Source organism: Glutamicibacter sp. GQ173, from assembly GCF_059759215.1.
Map to the genome: position 1 here is coordinate 221,830 of NZ_JCAXDT010000003.1, position 18,985 is coordinate 240,814.

The 18,985-nt window shown below is 63.2% G+C and carries 19 protein-coding genes; 10 read left to right on the forward strand and 9 right to left on the reverse strand.

All coding sequences use genetic code 11. From position 1 onward, the window contains the following. Nucleotides 1–984 (reverse strand): electron transfer flavoprotein subunit alpha/FixB family protein, encoded by a 984-nt coding sequence (locus AC6CHO_RS07025; protein ID WP_498214317.1) that lies wholly within the window; start codon nucleotides 982–984, stop codon nucleotides 1–3. A gap of 14 nt (nucleotides 985–998) precedes the next feature. Next, nucleotides 999–1,775, reverse strand: a complete 777-nt coding sequence (locus tag AC6CHO_RS07030; protein ID WP_498214318.1) for an electron transfer flavoprotein subunit beta/FixA family protein — start codon at nucleotides 1,773–1,775, stop codon at nucleotides 999–1,001. Between the two features lie 147 nt (nucleotides 1,776–1,922). Here AC6CHO_RS07030 and AC6CHO_RS07035 point away from each other — a divergent pair, with 147 nt between their 5' ends. Continuing rightward, the gene (locus AC6CHO_RS07035; protein ID WP_498214319.1) at nucleotides 1,923–3,032 is read left to right on the forward strand and encodes a hypothetical protein; all 1,110 of its coding nucleotides are present in this window, start codon (nucleotides 1,923–1,925) and stop codon (nucleotides 3,030–3,032) included. A 21-nt stretch (nucleotides 3,033–3,053) separates the two neighbouring features. Here AC6CHO_RS07035 and AC6CHO_RS07040 read toward each other — a convergent pair whose 3' ends face one another. The 3 genes from AC6CHO_RS07040 to AC6CHO_RS07050 all read right to left on the reverse strand — a co-directional run bounded on the left by AC6CHO_RS07040 (nucleotide 3,054) and on the right by AC6CHO_RS07050 (nucleotide 6,764). Then, nucleotides 3,054–3,479, reverse strand: coding sequence for a DUF1801 domain-containing protein (locus AC6CHO_RS07040; protein WP_498214320.1), 426 nt, complete (start codon nucleotides 3,477–3,479; stop codon nucleotides 3,054–3,056). Continuing rightward, nucleotides 3,442–4,866 (reverse strand): MFS transporter, encoded by a 1,425-nt coding sequence (locus AC6CHO_RS07045; protein WP_498214321.1) that lies wholly within the window; start codon nucleotides 4,864–4,866, stop codon nucleotides 3,442–3,444. The genes AC6CHO_RS07040 and AC6CHO_RS07045 overlap by 38 nt, the downstream gene beginning before the upstream one ends. A gap of 332 nt (nucleotides 4,867–5,198) precedes the next feature. Next, entirely contained in the window at nucleotides 5,199–6,764 is a 1,566-nt protein-coding gene (locus tag AC6CHO_RS07050) for an HNH endonuclease (RefSeq protein ID WP_498214322.1), read from the reverse strand. Between the two features lie 172 nt (nucleotides 6,765–6,936). Here AC6CHO_RS07050 and AC6CHO_RS07055 point away from each other — a divergent pair, with 172 nt between their 5' ends. Beyond that, a complete protein-coding gene (locus AC6CHO_RS07055) occupies nucleotides 6,937–7,278 on the forward strand; it encodes a DUF1801 domain-containing protein (RefSeq protein WP_498214323.1) in 342 nt (113 codons plus the stop codon). A gap of 4 nt (nucleotides 7,279–7,282) precedes the next feature. On the opposite strand, the gene AC6CHO_RS07060 is transcribed toward AC6CHO_RS07055, so the two are convergent. Continuing rightward, nucleotides 7,283–7,783: a hypothetical protein gene (locus AC6CHO_RS07060; RefSeq protein WP_498214324.1), complete on the reverse strand. Its 501-nt coding sequence runs from the start codon at nucleotides 7,781–7,783 to the stop codon at nucleotides 7,283–7,285. Nucleotides 7,784–7,891: 108 nt separating this feature from the next. Between AC6CHO_RS07060 and AC6CHO_RS07065 the strand changes: the two genes are divergently transcribed. From AC6CHO_RS07065 to AC6CHO_RS07075, 3 genes are all read left to right on the forward strand, one after another. Continuing rightward, a complete protein-coding gene (locus tag AC6CHO_RS07065) occupies nucleotides 7,892–9,505 on the forward strand; it encodes an AMP-binding protein (RefSeq protein WP_498214325.1) in 1,614 nt (537 codons plus the stop codon). Nucleotides 9,506–9,703: 198 nt separating this feature from the next. After that, complete coding sequence (locus AC6CHO_RS07070) at nucleotides 9,704–11,140, forward strand: glycosyltransferase family 2 protein (RefSeq protein WP_498214326.1); 1,437 nt, start codon at nucleotides 9,704–9,706, stop codon at nucleotides 11,138–11,140. Continuing rightward, complete coding sequence (locus AC6CHO_RS07075) at nucleotides 11,140–11,361, forward strand: hypothetical protein (protein WP_498214327.1); 222 nt, start codon at nucleotides 11,140–11,142, stop codon at nucleotides 11,359–11,361. Before AC6CHO_RS07070 ends, AC6CHO_RS07075 begins: the two co-directional genes overlap by 1 nt. Here AC6CHO_RS07075 and AC6CHO_RS07080 read toward each other — a convergent pair. After that, nucleotides 11,323–12,021 (reverse strand): EAL domain-containing protein, encoded by a 699-nt coding sequence (locus tag AC6CHO_RS07080; RefSeq protein WP_498214328.1) that lies wholly within the window; start codon nucleotides 12,019–12,021, stop codon nucleotides 11,323–11,325. The two genes, AC6CHO_RS07075 and AC6CHO_RS07080, sit on opposite strands and share 39 nt — an antisense overlap. Before the next feature lie 82 nt (nucleotides 12,022–12,103). Between AC6CHO_RS07080 and AC6CHO_RS07085 the strand changes: the two genes are divergently transcribed. Together AC6CHO_RS07085 and AC6CHO_RS07090 are read left to right on the forward strand one after the other, a co-directional pair. After that, nucleotides 12,104–13,165: a GGDEF domain-containing protein gene (locus AC6CHO_RS07085; protein ID WP_498214329.1), complete on the forward strand. Its 1,062-nt coding sequence runs from the start codon at nucleotides 12,104–12,106 to the stop codon at nucleotides 13,163–13,165. 20 nt (nucleotides 13,166–13,185) lie between these two features. Continuing rightward, nucleotides 13,186–13,650, forward strand: coding sequence for a GNAT family N-acetyltransferase (locus tag AC6CHO_RS07090; RefSeq protein ID WP_498214331.1), 465 nt, complete (start codon nucleotides 13,186–13,188; stop codon nucleotides 13,648–13,650). Between the two features lie 7 nt (nucleotides 13,651–13,657). Here AC6CHO_RS07090 and AC6CHO_RS07095 read toward each other — a convergent pair whose 3' ends face one another. Then, nucleotides 13,658–15,118, reverse strand: a complete 1,461-nt coding sequence (locus AC6CHO_RS07095; protein WP_498214453.1) for a SulP family inorganic anion transporter — start codon at nucleotides 15,116–15,118, stop codon at nucleotides 13,658–13,660. A 689-nt stretch (nucleotides 15,119–15,807) separates the two neighbouring features. On the opposite strand from AC6CHO_RS07095, the gene AC6CHO_RS07100 reads away from it, so the two are divergent. Continuing rightward, complete coding sequence (locus tag AC6CHO_RS07100) at nucleotides 15,808–17,004, forward strand: glycerate kinase (RefSeq protein WP_498214332.1); 1,197 nt, start codon at nucleotides 15,808–15,810, stop codon at nucleotides 17,002–17,004. A 68-nt stretch (nucleotides 17,005–17,072) separates the two neighbouring features. After that, a complete protein-coding gene (locus AC6CHO_RS07105) occupies nucleotides 17,073–17,609 on the forward strand; it encodes a hypothetical protein (protein ID WP_498214333.1) in 537 nt (178 codons plus the stop codon). Here AC6CHO_RS07105 and AC6CHO_RS07110 read toward each other — a convergent pair. Then, complete coding sequence (locus AC6CHO_RS07110) at nucleotides 17,606–17,800, reverse strand: hypothetical protein (protein WP_498214334.1); 195 nt, start codon at nucleotides 17,798–17,800, stop codon at nucleotides 17,606–17,608. The two genes, AC6CHO_RS07105 and AC6CHO_RS07110, sit on opposite strands and share 4 nt — an antisense overlap. Nucleotides 17,801–17,891: 91 nt before the next feature. Between AC6CHO_RS07110 and AC6CHO_RS07115 the strand changes: the two genes are divergently transcribed. Further along, the gene (locus tag AC6CHO_RS07115; protein WP_498214335.1) at nucleotides 17,892–18,953 is read left to right on the forward strand and encodes a sugar diacid recognition domain-containing protein; all 1,062 of its coding nucleotides are present in this window, start codon (nucleotides 17,892–17,894) and stop codon (nucleotides 18,951–18,953) included. Nucleotides 18,954–18,985 lie beyond the last annotated feature (32 nt).

Below are 18,985 nucleotides of genomic sequence, written 5' to 3' on the forward strand. Positions count from 1 at the left end.
TTACTGCGCCTTGCGTGCTTCCAGCGCGGAAATCATCTGGGGAACCACCTTGAAGACGTCGCCAACAATGCCAAAGTCGGCGATTTCAAAGATGGGCGCATCACCATCCTTGTTGATGGCAACAATGGTCTTGGCGGTCTGCATTCCGGCCTTATGCTGGATGGCTCCGGAGATGCCCAGCGCCACGTAGAGCTGCGGGGAAACCGCAACGCCGGTCTGGCCAACCTGCGCTCCATGCTCGATGAACCCGGCATCCACTGCGGCGCGCGAGGCGCCCACGCCGGCTCCCAGGGCATCGGCCAGCTGGTACACCAGCTCAAACTGCTCGGCGCTGCCCAGCCCGCGTCCGCCGGAAACCACCCGGGTGGCCGTGCGCAATTCGGGGCGAGCGGAATCGGCCTCGGCCTTGCTGACCTCCTGCACCTGGATCTCCGGGCTATTGCTCCCGGGCACCTGCAAGGCGGTGAGCGCCAGATCCTGGGCTTGGGCCCGGGCCTCGATGCTGCCCACGCGCACAGTGATCACCGGGGCGCCGAAGGTCGGGGCGCTGCTCGTCGAGTAGGCCCCGCCATAGATTGAGTGGCTGGCGATAACACCCTGGTCATCACGCTGGACTCCGAGCGCATCCACGCTCAAGGCCAATTTATGGCGCACCGCGAAACGGGCCGCCACCTCGCGCGAAGCTAGGCTATGCCCGAGGAGCACCGCTTGGGGCTGCACCACTTCGTAGGCCTGCTGCAAAACATCGGCCAGCGGGGAAGTGGGCACCGCGGATTCGACGCTCGCGGTCAGCACAGCTGCGGCGCCGGCGTCGGCGGCCTGGGCGGCAAGGGCATCGAGATTCTCTCCGGCCGCGGCAATGACCGCCACCGGGGTGCCAACGCCGCCGGCCGCGCCAAGCAGCTCGGCGCTATTTTTCGCCAGCTCGCCAGCGGAAGTGGTTTCCAGGAATACCAGGATGGAATCCGGGGCAAAACTCGTCATGGTCATCTTTCCGTTCACACCAGATTGTTCTTCGCCAGGAATTCGACCAGTGCCGCACCGGCCTGTCCGTCATCATTCATGATGGTGCCGGCCTCGCGGGGCGGCCTTTGGCTCACCGAGAGCATGATCGACCGGGCGGTATCCGCCGGCAGCGCTTCAACTCCCAGATCGGCCAGGGATAGGACCTCGATCGGCTTCTTCTTGGCGGCCATGATGCCCTTGAAGTTCGGGAAGCGGGCATCGGGCAGGGCCTCGGTGATCGAGGCGATCGCCGGCAGCGGGGTGCTGACCTTGGCGGTGGCTCCCTCCAGCTCCCGGGTGCCGGAGAGCACCCCGCCGGCGATGGAGATCTCGGACAGCGAGGTGGCGGCGGGCAGGGACAGCAGCTCGGCCAGCATCACCGGCAGCATTCCCGCCGAGCCATCGGTGGACATGTTCCCGGCAAGGACCAGATCGTACTCGTGGCGGCGCAGGGCTGCCGCCAGCACCTGCGCGGTGAGCACCAGATCGGCGCCGAGCAGCTGTTCGTCGGTGATCTGCACGGCGTCGGCGGCCCCCATGGCCAGGGCCTTTCGGAGGGTGGGCTGGATGGAATCCGGTCCCATGCTCAGCACCGTGATCTGGGTTTCCGGATCTGCGTCCAGCACCTTCAGCGCAACTTCCAGCGTGCGCTCGCCGATTTCATCAAGCACCGCTTCCGAGGCGGCCCGATCGGCCAGGCCGGTCTGTTGATCCAGCGCACGGTCCGCCCCGGTATCCGGGACCTCCTTGATTAGAACGGCGATCTTCATTCGGTTCTCCCTCGTACCGCAGGTGCTAGGACTTCCAAGTTCCTCTGTTGCTCATCTTGTCCGATTCGCACCGATAGGTCAATGGATTATCCCCGGACACCGTAGGCTTGAAGCACAGCGCACCATCGAGAACCCAAAGGATCGCCCATGGCCAGCAAAAAGCGTCAAAGCAAGAAGAACTCCGGCGCGGGAAATCCAGCAAAATCCGCCCAGCGCGGACGCAGCGTGTACCGCATCCAGGTGGAGCAGCATGTTGATTCGCTGCGCGAGGACTACGCCGCCTGGGTCGCCACCACGGTCCCGGCCTTCTCCCCGGAAGATGCCGCCGCAGCGGCGAATATGCAGCTGTTTGTGATCGGGGCAGTCGGCACCGAATACGCGCAAAAGGCCAGCAGTTCCAACCTGCGCGATATCGACATCGACCTCTTCGGCGAAGCCCTGGCCGAGCACCTGATGAGCATTCCCGAGACCATGGCTCCGGAACCGATCTTCAGCTCATGGCTGGACTACCTCAGCTTCCTGGAGGAGAACAAGCTCTGGGAGGGTGCGCCGGAGAACTTCGAGGCGCTGCGCGAAATGCTTGAGGACACCCTCGACGGCTTTGCCGAGGGCGACGCGGAAATCTGCGAACTGCTGCGCGGCACCGAGCTGTTCACCAAGGTCCAGGCCTTCGCCCTGGCCCTGGGCGACGGCGTGGACATGTCCGATGACAGCGAGACCGGAAAGGAGGCGCGCACCCGGGTGCTTGGCGCACTGGGCCTGGATCCGCAGGCCTTCGACACCGAGGGCCCTGCCCCACTGGTTTTCACCTATATCTGGGGTGCCGCCAGGCTGTCCGTGGTGGACTTCGATGGCCCGACCATGTACCTGGACGAAGAATCCTACGACCTCATGGTGGATGGCGACCAGGCTGCCAGTGCCCAGATCCTCTTCGAAATGGCTGTCGGCTGCGTCCAAGCCCACCTGAATCCGGCCTTTGACGTCACCCTGCGCGATGAAGCCCACTACCTGGTGCTGCGCAACCTGCTGGTCACCGCCTCCACCGGACGCGATGGCGATCTTGAAGGACTGCGTCGCAATGTCGGGCCGAAGAACTACGACGCCGTGCTGCCCGAGGCCCAGGCCGCCATGGAATCGCTGGTCCACTACGGCCTGCTCGCCAAGGACGGGGAAACCTACAGCATCGACGAACGCCTGGTGCCGGTCATCTCCGCGGGCATCACCGAGGTCGAGACCTTCTTCGAAGAAGCAGAATAGCGCCACTGCGCCCGGATCCGCCTAGCTTGCTCCTTGATCCGGGCGCGCAGCGGCAATTTCGATCAGCTTCTTCAGGACCTGGACGTTGATGTCCTCCAGTTTCTTCACGTACACGCAACCGGCCCCCTCGGTGTACTTGCCCAGTTGAGGCAGCAGCGCCGCCCCCTCGGGAAGATCCTTCAGCCCATAGAGGGACAGCTGGGCCTTGCGCGGTGAAAATCCGGTTTTGGGCCAGGTTCCGGTGTTTTTCGGGTTGGTCGGCGATGCGTAGGCATAGGTTCCGTAGCCGACGATGCTCGGCCCCCACATCACCGGCTTTTCGCCGGTGGCCTCGCTGAAAATCTTTTCCAGCGCCTCGCCATCCACTCGGCGCTTTTCTGGCGTGGCGGCCGCGATGAACGCATGTGGATCAACGTTGGTGGGTAGGGTCTTCTGGGTTGCTGCCAAGGGCTTGCTCCTGTGGTGTTGCGGGTTCTTCTGCTTGGAAAATCGTTGAGAGCTTGCGGTACTGCTTGCTGCTCATGGCCAGCAGCGCCACCAGGATCATGATCAGCCCGCCCACCAGGAAGATCAGCGCGATGCCGCGGGCCTGTCCAGACCCCAGCAGCCAGCCAAACTGGTCATCGCCCTGCTCGCTGCGCATGAAGGGGATGATCCAGTACTGGGCGATCGGCGCAATCAAGAACGCGGTGATCGGCGCCGCCGCGGCCTCCATCATTTGCGCAAAGCCAAAGACCCTGCCCTGGCGGCGGAAGGGCACCACCTTCTGGATGACGGTTTGCTCCGAGGCCTCAACCGCCGGAATCAGCGTCATGTACAGCCAGATGCCAGCGATATACAGCCATGTCCATTCGCGGATGGTGAAGATCGCGCCGAGCAGGCCCATGGCCGCCACCAGCCACAGCATCGTGCGGATCGGGTTTTTGCCCAGCCCGAATTTGGCGATCAGCAGGCCGCCCACGATGAAGCCGGTGGATGCCAATCCGAAGGTCAGCCCCCAGGCTTGCACGGACATGATGGTCAGTCCGTAGGGGTCCATCAGCGCCATATAGGTTCCGCCGATGAAGTTGTTGAACATCGAGAAGATGATCAGCGCGAACAACCCCGGTATGGCCATCACGGTGCTGAAGCCCAGGCGCAGATCGCTGGTCTTGGTGCGCCCTTCCTCCTTGACTGGCTCTTCCTCTGGAATCCTGATTTGCAGCAAATGCAGCATGGTCAGCACCACCATCACGATCGAAATCGCCAGGGTCCATCCCATGCCCAGCCAGCCGATGGCCAAGCCGCTGAAAACGCTGGTAATGATGAAGGCGATGCCCTGCACCGTGCCCACCAGGCCATTGGCATTGGCGTGGCGCTCTTGCGGAATCAGCAGGGTGACCGTGGTGGACAGGGCGATGCCGCGCATCTGTTCAACGATCGAGCCAAAGAGAATCACCAGGCAGAAGAGCCAGAACTGCCAGCCGCCAACGTTCAGGATGTCCTCGGTGGGCAGCCACAGATAGATCAGCCCGGCCAAGCTGAAGGCGACCGCGGTGATCATCGCGGAAAACATGAACACCGACTTCTTGCGGTGGTTGTCCACGATGGTTCCGAAAATCATGGAGAACACCGCGATCAGCAGCATGAAAGCACCGCCGATGATGCCGGTGGCCATCACGTTTTGCGTTTCCAGGTACACCCAGAAGGTCAGTGCGAACCACAGGAAGCTGGTGGTGAAGTTCGCGACGGCGGTATTGATGAGAACATGCACAAAGCTGCGTTGCCCATCAGGAGGTGCCACGCGGTCTTTGGGCGTGGACGGCGCGGTGTTTTCGGTGTGCTCTTCACTCATGGGGCGACCTGCTTTAAATGGTGCCGGTGGTTGTAGGAACAGAATACTCTGCGAACAGGCGGGCCGGCAGGTGTCCAGTGGCTTGTTATCCCGGATCCCTCGGTGGCCTCGAGCCGAAGGCTTTAATCCGTCAGCAAGCAACCTGCTGTCCGCCGCATGGCTCGGTGCTGAAGCCACCACCAGGTCAACCGCCGGGTGCTGTATATAGGAGTGAGGCACACTAGGGATGGAAGGCGAGCCAAGTTGAGCCACTGCCTTGAAGGGCTGGCCGTTTTGGGATCGGAGCTTATGGGAGATCTGGTTCGTGCGACGTGACGGATAAATTCCGTCACTCAGGATCCTTGCAGTCCACCTGGCCGCTCAACCCGAATGCTGAGATCGCCATCGCCAAGATCGGGAATGCCCAGAACTCGTCGAAGGTCGGCAGGTGAAGCCACCCTGCGCTCAGGACACCGGTTGTGCACGTGTTCAAAGCGTTCGACGTTCTCTACGCTGCCCGGAATGACCAGTGAATTCAGTCCGTGGGGAGTGCGCCAGCACTTGGATCCGTCCGGGCGGTTGGTCACTCGCCAGCCCAGCGCGTGCTTGAACATCTGATGCTGCTTGCACAATAGCTCGGTGTTCTCGCGGTTGGTGTGACCGCCGGTTTCCCACGCTTCAACGTGATCAACCTCGGAGTTATCCGCGGTGCGCCGGCATCCGGGGTAGCAGCAATGCTGATCCCGGGCCCGCAGGAATTCCTTGAGCACCCGCGTTGGCTTGTAGCGCTTGCGCCCGACATCCATCACGGCGCCGCTAAAGGGATCGGTGAGCATCGGGATGATTGATGGGGCATCCTTGGCCACCTGCATGGCTGTGCCCATAGGGATTGGCCCGTAGCCCTCCAGGTCCGCCATGGCGTACTTTGGATTGGCCAGCATCTGCAGAGCCGGGATCGTCACGACCACCCGGGGTTTCAGCGGGGTGCCGTTGGTGGTTGGCCAGCCATTGATCAGGGCATCGCAGAATATATCGGCCATCAGCTGGGCCTTGGTGCGGGTGTCCTCCGGATCCTTGTGCTGGGACGCCTCGTAGTCCAGGGTGTTCAGGATGGAACGCACGTTGACGATGGGCGCGACGAGCTTGATGGCGCCCATCCCGTCGTCCATGTCCCAGCTGGTCACCTTCCTCGCATCGGCCGCCTTTTCATGCCGGGCGGAGGCCGCTTCGGGACTCGATCGGTCGTGGAAACGGCGGGCCCGCTGACTGATCGTGTCATCGCTGGCGGTAGCGGCAACAGGCAAAAGCTGGTGCTCCATCAATTCAATCTGCTCTGTGGAGAGGTCCTGCGAATTCTTCACGATGGAGCGTGCCGCCGACGGCGTAATCTGTCCGGCGGCCAGGGCCAACAGGGTCTGCGGGCAGACGTGGCGCAAGCCCTTGGCCGTGAACATCCGAGCGCGAGCCTTTTCGCTTGTCATGCGCAGGGCAATCGCCGCTTCGGCAATGAAGTTGGACGTGATGATCTGGTCGCTCGCGCGGTCCACGGCGTAGTAGTTGGCGCTGAGCCGTTCACGACGTTCCTGCTCGGATTCAAGGTAGGGCTTGGCGATCGCGTCTTCGGCAAAAACTTGGGCGACCAGCTCAACACTGTCAGCCATGATGACCGAGGACGCAGCATCAAGCATGCTGTACAACTTCTGGATCTTCTGCAGCCGAACCAGGCCTTCGCCGGGGTCCGTGAGCGGGCCGGCGTTGAACAGCTCGTCAGCAAGTTTCTTCATCGGCCCGTAGAACATCTGGTGCTCGATGTGGTCGGCGAAGAACGAGTCGGATTGGGATTCGCCGCGGGTGCCCGGCGGATCTAATGGCAGGCGATGCTCGTCGTCATCGCCGGGGGCAAAATAAAGGTTTGTCATGCCTAATTTTCCCGCGGATTCCGGACAGTTTCGCTGGTTATCCACAGGTTTTGGGGGCTTCATCGGGTAGGTTATTGAATTGTTAGGCAAAGAAGTTGCGGTCACAATTGGGCCACATTAAATACAGCCGAAGTCCGCGATGGCGGACGGGCGATCCGAGGGAGAGAAAAGCATGATTTTTGGCAAAAAGGGCGACGAAGCAGTACGCAACAAGTTGGCATCCACACCGGCCCCGTACCAGGAGATCGCCCTTCGCTTGCATGAGATTATTCGTGAAAGCGCGCCGTCGCTGGAGCCTGTGGTTCGCTGGGGCCTCGCGTTCTACGTCAAGGACGGCAAGGACGTCTGCTACATCAAGCCCGACAAGGCTTACCTCGCATTCGGGTTTGGCGAAGTAGTGAATCCGGCCTTTGAAGAAGGCGCGCTGATGCATCCGGTCGCGTGGACGATCACCGCGCTGGATGAAGCAACCGAACAGAAAATTCGCGCCCTGGTGCAGAAGGCTGCCAGCTGATCACCTAGCTGGAAGCGGGACGTGGTCGAGAACGGCCGCGGATGATTGCCCGAAACAGCGGCATAGCGAGAAGCATGCAAAGCAAGACCATTGCTCCGATGCTTAGCAGGTAGAGCGGTAGCTCTAGGGCAGCGGCCGCGTCGGCGTCCCAATCCGCAAAGGTATCGCCCACGGAGTTCATATTTGCGAAGGACGCGAAAAAGTACGCGGGTGCTCCCAGCATCAGGATGAGGCTGCAAAGCGCGCCGGTTAGCCAGGGGGCAGACGCGAATTTTTCGGACAATGCGATCCAGACCCACGTGCTGGCAAGGAACAACCCCAAAGCCGCAAATACGACTCCGCCAAGGGGGCTGTAATCCTGATTCGCTACGCCCATGGCTGCGATTGTCTCATCCAGGGGTCGGTGGCTGGCCGCGGTCACAGCCCAGCTGTTCATCAGCATCAGGCCCGTGAAGGCGTATCCGGAAATCATAATGAAACCTGCGATGGCCAGTGCCTTTTTCATAAGTGCAGTGTAGCGCGGCATGGGGGCATGCTTGGCAGGCGGGAGACCCCGGACTATTGTTTGAATGTGATGCAGGGCACTATTTGAAGTGGGTCGAAGGAGCAGTCGATGAAGGCTTATGCCAAGGGCGAGAGCGAACCGAAGCTGCTCGATGAGACCATTGGAGCCAACTTCGAGCGGACGGTGGCCCGGCTGGGCGACGCCGAGGCCTTGGTGGAGGCCAGCACGCAACGCCGCTGGACCTGGCGTCAGTTGGATGGGGAGATCAACCGGCTGGCCAAGGGCATGATCGCCGCCGGGCTGAATCCGGGGGACCGGGTGGGGATCTGGGCGCCGAACTGCGCCGAGTGGGTCTTCACCCAGTATGCGACAGCCAAGATCGGCGTCATCCTGGTCAATGTGAACCCGGCCTACCGCACCCATGAATATGCCTACGCGGCCAACCACAGCGGACTGCGGATGCTGGTGGCGGCTTCCGAATTCAAGACCAGCAACTATCGGGCCATGGTGGAGCAAACGCGCGCCGAGACGCCGGGGCTGGAGCGCGCGGTGTTCCTGGGCACCGATGATTGGCAGCAGCTGCTGGACGAGGGGTCATCGATCGGCGATGCCGAACTGGCCGCCCGGCTGGCGGCAACCAGGGCAGAAGACCCGATCAACATCCAGTACACCTCGGGGACTACCGGATATCCCAAGGGCGCGGTGCTCAGCCACCGCAATATCCTGAACAACGGCCACCAGGTCACCGGAATGATCGACCTGGGCGAGCAGGACCGGCTGTGCATCCCGGTGCCGTTCTACCACTGCTTCGGCATGGTCATGGGCAACCTTGGCTGCACCTCGCGCGGTGCCACCATGGTCATCCCCGCCCCGGGATTCGACGCCGAAACCACCCTGCGGGTGGTGGCCGAGGAGCGATGCACGGGCCTGTACGGGGTGCCCACGATGTTCATCGCCATGCAGAACCTGCCCAATTTCAAGGAGTTCGACCTCTCGACGCTGCGCACCGGCATCATGGCTGGTTCCATCTGCCCGGTTCAGGTGATGCGCCACTGCGTCGAGGACATGGGGATGAGCGCGGTCTCCATCGCCTACGGGATGACCGAAACCTCCCCGGTCTCCTGCCAGACCCGCAGCGACGACGACGTTGAGCGCCGCACCGCCACCATCGGCCGGGTGCACCCGCACGTGGAAATCAAGGTGGTCGATCCGGCCACCGGCACTACCCTGCAGCGCGGGGAAACCGGCGAATACTGCACCCGTGGCTACTCGGTGATGCTCGGCTACTGGCAGGACGAGGAGAAAACCCGGGCCGCCATCGATCCCGATGGCTGGATGCATACCGGAGACCTGGCGGTGATGCGCGAGGACGGCTACTGCACCATCGTGGGCCGGATCAAGGACATGATCATCCGCGGCGGCGAAAATATCTACCCGGCCGAAATCGAGGAATTCCTCTATCGGCACCCGGATATCGAGGATGTCCAGGTGGTGGGCGTGCCCGACGAGAAGTACGGCGAGGCGGTCTGCGCCTGCGTGCGCATGAAAGCAGGGCGCGAGCCGCTGGGCATCGAGGCGGTGCGCGAATACTGCAGCGGCCAGCTCGCGCATTTCAAGATCCCGGCCTACGTGCAGATTCTTGATGATTTCCCCGTCACGGTCACCGGGAAGATCCGCAAAAACCAGCTGCGCGAGGACGCTGCGAAATTGCTGCAGCTCTAGGGTGCGCTCCGTCCGTCCGGTGCTGAGGAAAAGGGGTGCTTTTGCTGGGGGGTGATTTGCATCTCCGCGCGGTGCCCGGCTGCTCGCCGGATGCTAGTTTAGGTAAATAACTTTCTTGGCCTAACCGCCCGGAGGCACGCTTCCGCCCGGGCCGTGCGGTGCCGGACGGTGATCCCGCAACGTGAATGGAGCGCGTACGTGCGAAAGCATTTCAGCCGATGGGTGGGCATCGCAGTAGTCCTGATTGTCGTGGCCGCGGCCGCGCTGCTGCTGTGGTCAATCAGCCTCAGTGGCAAGCCGGTGGCGATGTGGAACCCAGTGGAGCTTCGGATCGGCGCGCTCTGGACCACGTTCTACAGCACCGAGCTGCCTGATCTGTCCATCCTGGTGTTCGCCGTGTCGGCCGCGGTTATGCTGGTGCTGCTCGTGGTGCTTGGCGAGCGCTTCGTCACCTGGCGCTATCGGCGTACGCCAATCCAGAAATCGAGCCGTCCGCTGGCGCCGAAAGCAGTCATGGCACGCACCCGCGGTGTCCACGCAGGCGAAGTCACCGTGACCGTGCTGATTCCGGCGCATAACGAGGAAGCTTCCCTGCCCTTTACGCTCAAGGCCCTCGAGGAGCAGAGCTTCAAGCCATCGCGGATCATCGTGGTGGCCGACAACTGCACCGACGCCACCGTTGCGGTGGCCCGCGAGCACGGTGTCGAGGTCTTCGAATCGGTGGAGAACAAGCACAAGAAGGGCGGGGCGCTGAACCAGGCGCTGCAGGCGATTCTGCCGGCGATGGGCGATAACGACTGCGTGATGGTGATGGATGCGGATTCGCAGATCGGCGCCGGCTTCCTGGAAACCGCCAAAGACCGGTTCACCTGGGACCGCGCGCTGATGGCGGTGGGAGGGCTCTTCCACGGCGAAGAGGGCCATGGGCTGCTCGGCCAGTTCCAGCGCAACGAATACACCCGCTACCAGCGCGAGATCGAGCGCCGCAATGGCCGGGTCTTTGTGCTCACCGGCACCGCCTCGGTCTTCCGCGCAGCAGCCCTGCGCGAAGTGGCCGCTGCCCGCGGCACCATGCTGCCGGGCAACCCGGGCGAGGTCTACGACACCGCCGCGCTGACCGAGGACAACGAGTTGACCATTGCGCTGAAGACCCTCGGCGCGCTGACCACCTCGCCGAAGCGCTGCACGGTGGTCACCGAGCTGATGCCCAGCTGGAAGATGCTCTGGGCCCAGCGCCTGCGCTGGCAGCGCGGTGCGCTGGAGAACCTGGGCGCCTACGGGGTGAGCGCGCAGACCTCGCGCTACTGGGCACAGCAGATCGGCATCGGCTACGGGGTGATCGCCCTGTTCAGCTACTTCGCGCTGATGCTCATCATGCTGGTATCGATGGACACCTGGGTCTGGTTCCCGTTCTGGATGCTGCTCGGAGCGCTCTTCGCGGTGGAACGCATCGTCACCGTCTGGCATGGCGGATGGCGCGCGCGGATCGTCGCGGCCCTGGTCATCCCGGAGCTCGTCTACGATGCCTTCCTGGACCTGGCCTTCCTCAAGGGCGTGGCGGATATCGCCTTCGCCCGCAGCGCGGACTGGAAGCATGTCGAGCACGCAGGTGCCGCACGGAAGGAATTGGGCTGATGGTGGAACTTCTGGTGCACGTGCCGCGCGGGATCATCCTGCCCGAGAGCGTGCTGCTCAGCGACTGGTTCGCGGTGCTGGCCTCATTCGTCGCGATCAACACCGTGCTGTACCTGGTGCTCGGGCTGGTGAAGCTGCTGCCGGTGATCCGCCTGAAGGGCACGCAGGGGCGGGAGCGGCGTTCAGAAACCCGGAATATCGATCCCGAGGCGTCCGCGTAGCCCGGCCATCGCTTCAGGCAGATGCTGTGCTTCGAGGCCGGGGCTGAAGTAGAAGCCCTGGGCGTAGTCGAAGCCCAGGTCCAGGGCCAGAGCCAGATGCTGTGCGGTTTCCACGCCTTCGACCAGGGTCTGCGCATTGATCGCCCGGGCCGCGGCCAGCAGCAGATCCACATGCTCGTGCGCTGCGGCCGATGACTGGTAGTGGACGAACAGCGAACGGTCCAGCTTCACGATATGGGGCTTGAGCATGGTGATGCGCTCGCGGGTTGCGTAGCCGATTCCAGCATCGTCAACCAGCAAGAGGCAGCCGAGCTCATCGGCGCTGATCCGGGCCCTGCCGCACAGTTCCGGTGCGGAGAGCTCATGCAATTCCAATCCCCAGGCCAGCCGGCGGTCCAGTTCCGGGCGTTGCTTGGCGAAAGCATCGATGGCCGGCCCCGAAGCATTCATGGTGAGCAGCAGGCCATCGGGAATGGCATGGCTGGCGGCAAGGACCTGCTCTAGAGCGCGCAGTTCCAGTTCAACTAGACTGCCTGCAAGGCGGGCTTCATTGAAATGCGCCTCTGGAGTGCGGCCATCACGGAACCTGGCCAGCGCTTCGAAGCCCGCGAGGGCATGGCGCTGCAAGTCTATGAGTGGCTGGAATACAAATTTCATCATCCGCCGATCAGGCCGAAATTGAAGGACTTTGCCGTCGCTGCATTGCGCGGCTCGCTAGTGGAAATCTTACAATGGACTGGATATGGATACGCGGTTTCTGGGGAAAAAGGACCGACGAGCACAGGTCGGCAGCAGCTGGTGGTACCGGCTGGTGCCGCCCAGGGCTCGCGCAATCAAGCGCCCTGAAGTAGCGGTAACCGGGTTCATCGCCTGCTTCTTCATAGTTTTCTACCTGATCAATTTGACCTACGACTTCGAATCGGCGCTCAGGCAGTCCCTGGGCTATATCCGCTTTGCCGGCGCGATCCTGGTGCTCTTGCTGATCTACATCAAGCTGGACCGCTTCCCGCTGTGGATCAGCTACTTCTGGGTGCTGACCGAGCTCGTCGCCTTCGTCTGCTTCGTGGGACTCTCCTCGGATTTCGAGCAGATCGCCTTCCGGCTCCAGGAATTCCCGTTGATCACCCTGTACCTCGCCTGGCTCTTCAACCCCAGGCTGGTGCGAGGGACCATCTACCCGGTGCTGGCGTGCACCCTGTACCTGGCCTACTTCTACGGGCCGCAGTCAGGCATGGCGCTGCACAGCGGATGGCTCAATGTGCTCAGCCTGCTGCTGCTGACCATCGGCGCCTCCGTGATCGGCAGCTATGTGAAAGCCCGCTTCCACTACCAATCCGAGGTCGACGAACTCACCGGGGCGGTCAATCGCCGCGGGCTGCAGCTGCGCGGAGAACTCATGCTTGCGTCGTCACAGCGCTACCGGCGGCCGCTGGCGGCGGCCCTGCTGGATATGGACAAGTTCAAGGAAATCAATGATGAAGGCGGCCACGAGGCGGGCGACCGGGCCCTGAAGGACCTGGTGGCGCATCTGGAGACGAGCACGCGCAAGAACGACCTGGTAGCCCGGTTGGGCGGCGATGAATTCGTGATCCTGTTTCCAGGCACCACGCGCACCCAAGCCCAGCTCCTGATGGATCGCGTGCAGGGCTCGTCGTCGCAGGCGTGGAGCTTCGGTGTTGCGCAGGCGCGCACGGACGACAACCTGAGCACGATGATCCTGCGTGCGGATCGAGACATGTATGCCTCGAAGCGCGATCGGGCCTCGCGCGAAGGCCGAAATCCGGGGGACATCGGCGCGAAATAAAACCGTGGCAGGCTTGAGCCATGGATATCAGGATGATCGAAGCCGATCCGCTCGCCGAATCGATGCAGCGCATGGTGCAAGAGCATTTGGCCGATATGGCGCCTACTGCGCCGCGGGAGAGCCGGCACGCCATGGATTCCAGCGCGCTGGCCGAAGAAGGCATCACGATGTTCCAGGTCTGCGTCGGTGAAACGGTGATCGGCATGGGCGCGTTCAAGGACCTGGGCAGGCAGGTGGCGGAGCTGAAAAGCATGCGCGTGTCCCCGGAATTCCGTGGCCGCGGACTGGGCCGGCGGCTGCTGGACGAGCTGATCGGCGCCGCTGCGCGGCGCGGTTTCACCCAGCTCTGCCTGGAAACCGGAACCCATGAGTACTTCACCGCCGCCCGGGCCATGTACCAGGCCGCCGGCTTCACCCCGTGCCCGCCTTTTGGCGGCTACCAGCTCGATGAGAACAGCGTGTACTACCGGCGGGCCATCGGCTAGCGTCCGGCTAGCTCAGCTTCCCGCCCAGCCGCTCCTGCATCTTCCTGCTGGCCTCATTCAGCCCGCGGATCTGGACGGTTTTGCCGTAGTTCTGGTATTTGGCGCGAATCGAATCCACCGCCGCGATGGTGGAGGCATCCCAGAGGTGCGAATCGGACATGTCGATGACGATGCGCTCGGGGTCCTCGGCGTAGCGGAACTGGGTGTACAGGTCGTTGGATGAGGCGAAGAACAGCTCGCCGTTGACCGCATAGAGCGCCTGCTCGCCGGACACCGTGCGGGTAACCGTGACCATGTGGGCCACGCGGTTGGCGAAGAGCACCATCGCCGAGAGGATGCCCACGCCCACGCCGATGGCGAGGTTGTGGGTGGCCACGGTGAGCACCACGGTGATGGCCATGACGAAGGTTTCGCTCTTGGGCATCATCTTCAGGGTGCTCGGGCGGATGGAGTGCCAGTCGAAGGTGGTTGCCGAGACCACGATCATCACCGCGACCAGCGCGGCCATCGGAATCTGCGCCACCACATCCCCGAGCAGCAGCGCCAGCAGCAGCATGAAAATGCCGGCAAAGGCGGTGGAGATGCGGGTGCGCCCGCCCGAGACCTTCACCCCCACCATGGTCTGGCCGATCATCGCGCAGCCGCAGATGCCGCCGAAGAACCCGGTGACGATATTCGCGGTGCCCTGCGCCCAGGACTCGCGGGTTTTGCTCGAAGGGGTATCGGTGATGTCATCAACCAGCTTGGCGGTGAGCAGGGATTCGAGCAGGCCCACAAAGGCCACCGCGATCGCATAGGGCGCGATGATCTTCAGGGTCGCCAGATCCAGCGGCACCCCGGGCAGGTGGAAGATGGGCAGCGAATCGGGCAGCTCGCCCTTGTCGCCTACGAGCGGGACGGCGACCTTCGCGAAGATCGTGATCGCGGTGAGCACCACGATGGCGATCAGCGGCGCCGGCACCGCCTTGGTGATCTTCGGGAAGTAGCAGACGATCCCCACGCCGAGGATCACCAGCGGGTAGACCTGCCAGGGAACATGGCGCAGTTCGGGCATTTGCGCCCAGAAGATCGAGATGGCCAGGCCATTGACGAAGCCGATCATCACCTGCCGGGGAATGAAGCGCAGCAGCTTGGCCACGCCCAGCAGCGCCAGGGCCACCTGGATGACGCCAGCCAAAACCACCGTGGCAAAGAGGTACTCCACTCCGTAGCTGCGCACCAGCGGGGCCACCACCAGGGCCACCGCGCCGGCCGCCGCGGAAATCATGGCCGGGCGCCCGCCGGTGATCGCGATGACCACGGACATGGTGAAAGAGGCGAAGATGCCCACGCGCGGATCCACGCCGGCGATCACGGTGAAGGCGATGACCTCGGGAATCAGCGCCAGGGACACCACCAGCCCGGCGAGCAGCTCGGTCTTGAGCAGCCGGGGGGATCTGAGGGTGCGCCACACCGATTGGCGCTGCATCGGGGTCAGTTCTGCGATCGCGGTGCTCACCGGGACTCCATTCAAAAAAGTGCCCCGGGACAAGTTGGAGCGGGGACCTATCTACGGTATTGCACCGGGCGCTGGCGGCGGTTAAATTCGAAGCCCCAGCCGGCCCGGATTGCTCCGGGGGCTGGGGCTTCTCGATCATCACTCGCACCTTCATGAGGTGCTTTCTACTCTAGGGCCGCTGGCTGTGCGTCCAATTAGCAGGGTCTGCGCATTGCCTGCTGGTGTTCGCCGGCCGTGGCGCCGCCGGTGCCAGAGCGCAAAAAAATTGGCCCTGCCGCAAGACCGGCAGGGCCAATTTTTCGTCATCACTCGCACCTTCAATGAGGTACTTACCAGCCTAGGGGCGGCGCCTGTGGATGAAATAAGCGTGCACTGCATGCTGCCCATGGATCCGCTCGCACCTGCGTGCGGGGCCCGGTTAAAGAAGAATTCCCGCTGGGCAATATCCAGCGGGAATTCTCACGATCATCACTCGCACCTTCAAGGAGGTGTTTTCAACAGTAGCGGCGCTTTCTGTGCCGTCCCTTTGGCCCAGCTTCGCGTTGCCGATGATCATTGCCGAAGAGTGGGCGCTGTGCACATAGCCAGCCCGGTGCGGTCGCGGCAAATACAGTCATGGGCCCATAGTTCAAGGCAGGGAAGCTGCCTAAGCTGGGAACATGACTCCTCAGCAGAAACCAGTCCCCGCAGCCAATGGCGTGCTGCAGGTGGCAATTGTTCCCGACTCCTTCAAAGGAAGCGCCCGGGCCAGCGAAGTGGCCACCGCGCTCGCACAAGGATTCTCCAAGGGGGCCGCGAGCCGCCAGCGCCAGATCGAGATCACCGCGGTGCCCTTTGCCGACGGCGGCGAAGGAACACTGGAGGCGCTGATCGATGCCTGGGGCACCGAAGCGATCACGGTGGACACCACCGACGCGCTGGGCCGCGCGGTCGCTTCCCGGCTCGGGCTGTCCGCGGACAAGAAGATCGCCGTCGTGGAAGCCGCCGAAGCTGCCGGTCTGCCGCAGGTCAGCGACGTGCCGCGCAAGCCGCTTCAGGCCACGACCCGGGGTCTGGGCCCGCTGGTGTCGCGCGCCTTGGATCTCGGGGTGCAGCAGATCATCCTGTGCCTGGGCGGGTCCGCCACCACCGACGGCGGCACCGGCCTGCTGGGCGCGCTGGGCGCCAAGTTCCTTGACGAGCACGGGCAGCAGCTGCCAGCAGGCGGCGGCGCACTGTCGAAGCTGGCGAAGATCGACATGTCCGAACTGGATCCGCGGGCCGCCGCGGTGCAATGGCAAATCGCCTGCGATGTCACCAACCCGCTGCTCGGCGCCCAGGGCGCGGCAGCGATCTTCGGCCCGCAGAAGGGGGCTTCCGAGCAGGACGTGCGCCTGCTGGATCGCGGACTTGAACGGCTGGCCGATGTTCTTGAAGCTGATACCGGCCGGAAGCTGCGCGAGCGGCCGGGCATGGGAGCGGCCGGTGGCATGGCGGTGTGCCTGGCCTCGTACTTCCCGGTGGACCTGGTCCCCGGATGGCAACTGGTAGCCGAGGTGCTCGACGCCCACCGGATCCTGGGTGCCGCGGACCTGGTTATCACCGGCGAGGGGCGGCTCGATAGCCAGTCGCTGAACGGCAAGGTGGTGTGTGGGGTGCTGGAAGCGGCCGGGGAGCATGCCGAGGTGATCGTGGTGGCCGGGTCCGTGGACCTGGGCGACGAGCAGTTGGACCAGGCCGGGATCCTGGCGGCCTATTCCATCGCGCCCGGCCCGGCGAGCCTGGCCCAATTGTCCGCCGATACCCTCGCATTAATCGAGCGCACGGCGTTCAGCGTGGCCAGGACTTACCTGCCGCTGGCTCCACCGAGGGGATGAAACGGCGCATCCGTTTTTCCGCCAGGAAGACGATGTGCCTAGCGGCGGCCGGTTTCTACGATGGAATCATGATGAAGAAAAAGTATGCCGCCAGCGCCTTGCTGGCTGCGCCCCTGGCCCTGCTGCTCAGCGGATGTTCCGTTTCAGACCTGATGGTGGATAAATACGACGAGTCCACCGAAAAATCTGCCAAGACCTCGGAAGAGGGCGTTTCGAGCGGGCTGCTGCCCGATTGGGTCCCCGCCGGAGGCACCGACGTGAAGCTCGTGCAGCGCAATACCGGGATGGAACGAATTTTCGCCATGGACTACAGCGGGGACTTGCCCGGTGAAAAATGCCTGCCGATTAAATCTGCCGGACACCCGTCCGAGGCGGAACTGAAAAAGGCCTACGCCTCGGATCCGCGCACCAAGGATTTTGAGGCCAAGGAGATCTCCTCGACCAGGACCCTTGAAGCACAATGGTGGCCGCAAGGCGCCGAAGAGAAGACCACGCAGCTCTGCGGCCGATTCTGGGTCCACCTCGCCGATGGCAAGCTCTATGCTTTTGCGCCTGACAGCACGAGCACCGCCACGGCAGTGCTGCAGGAGCGCGAGGCTTCCTAGGCTTCTTGAGGATCTTGCTGGCGGGGCTGGTTCCGCGCGGTGTAGAGCCGGCATGCGGCCAACCCGGCCAGGCTCAGCACAATCAGCGCCGGGCCCAGCAGCCCGGGCAAGCGCTGGTTCCATGTCATGTTGAGCACTACCAGCAGGCTGACGAGGAAGCCTCCGGTGAAGTAGCTGATCACCGAACTCATGGTGGACCTTTCATCGCGATGCTTGACTGGGGTGAGCCTAGCATCACCGGGCGGCAAGGTGAAGGAGGCCCGGGGAAGCTAGGATGATTCCATGAGCGAAAAGGAGCAACCTCGACTGTCCGGCGCCTTGGCGCAAAAGGTTGTCGACACCATTGCGCCAACGATTAATCGCCATGTGAACATCATGAACGCCCATGGAATCATCATCGCCTCCAGCGATGCTACGCGCGTGGGCACGCTGCACGAAGGAAGCGTCGAAGCCATCCGGCGCAATGAGGTCATCAGGGTCACCCAGGCCGATGAAACGGCTGGAACCCAGCCGGGAGTGAACCTCCCGCTGGCGCTGAACGAGCGGTTGTGCGGTGTTGTCGGGGTGACCGGCGCGCCCCACGAGGTCGAGCCCATTGCGGATCTGATTGCGCTCACCGTCCAGCTGCTGATTGCCCAGGAACGCGAGCACTCGCGCAGCGCTCGCCGGGCGGCCGAGGCCAGGGACCTTATTTCGGCCTTGCTGGCCGGGCGGGTTGACGCAGAAGTCATCGACCGGAATCTGGAAGCGCACGGGCTGCGCGGACCGATGCAACTTGAGCTGTGGCTGCCGCGCGATGGCCAAGACCCCTTATTGGGATTGCCTGCTGTCGAAGGCGTGCGCACTTCATGGGTCAACCTGTTCGGCGCGCACTGGCGGCTGCGGACGAGCGCCGATGATGCACCAGGCCAGGATCCTGAATCCAGCGATCGTTTTCTTGGCGGAGCGGATGCTTTTGATGCCGGAGCGCTGTTGGCGCAGGCCGAAATGATGCGCACCCTGGTGGCGCGTCCCGCGCTGCTTCCGCAACGAGCACACCGGGAGTTCTGGAATCAGGACATCGCGGTGGCCGTTGCGCGAACTCCGGTGCGGAGCCTGGCCTATCTGGCGGCACCTGCCCGGGAGCTGAATCAAGAACAAGCAAAAACCCTGCTGGTGGTCGCCGCGGCATCCGCCATGTCCCAGGCCGCCGAAGCCTTGCACATTCACCGCAATACCCTGGTGCAGCGGCTGGAAAGGATCGGCCAGGTCACCGGCGCCGATATTCGCCAAGCCAATGAATCGCTGCGGCTGCAGCATGCCGTGTACGCGCGCATAGCACTTGACGAGATGCAGATTTTCTAGCGGCACCAGCAGCACCAGGCCAGCCTCGATAA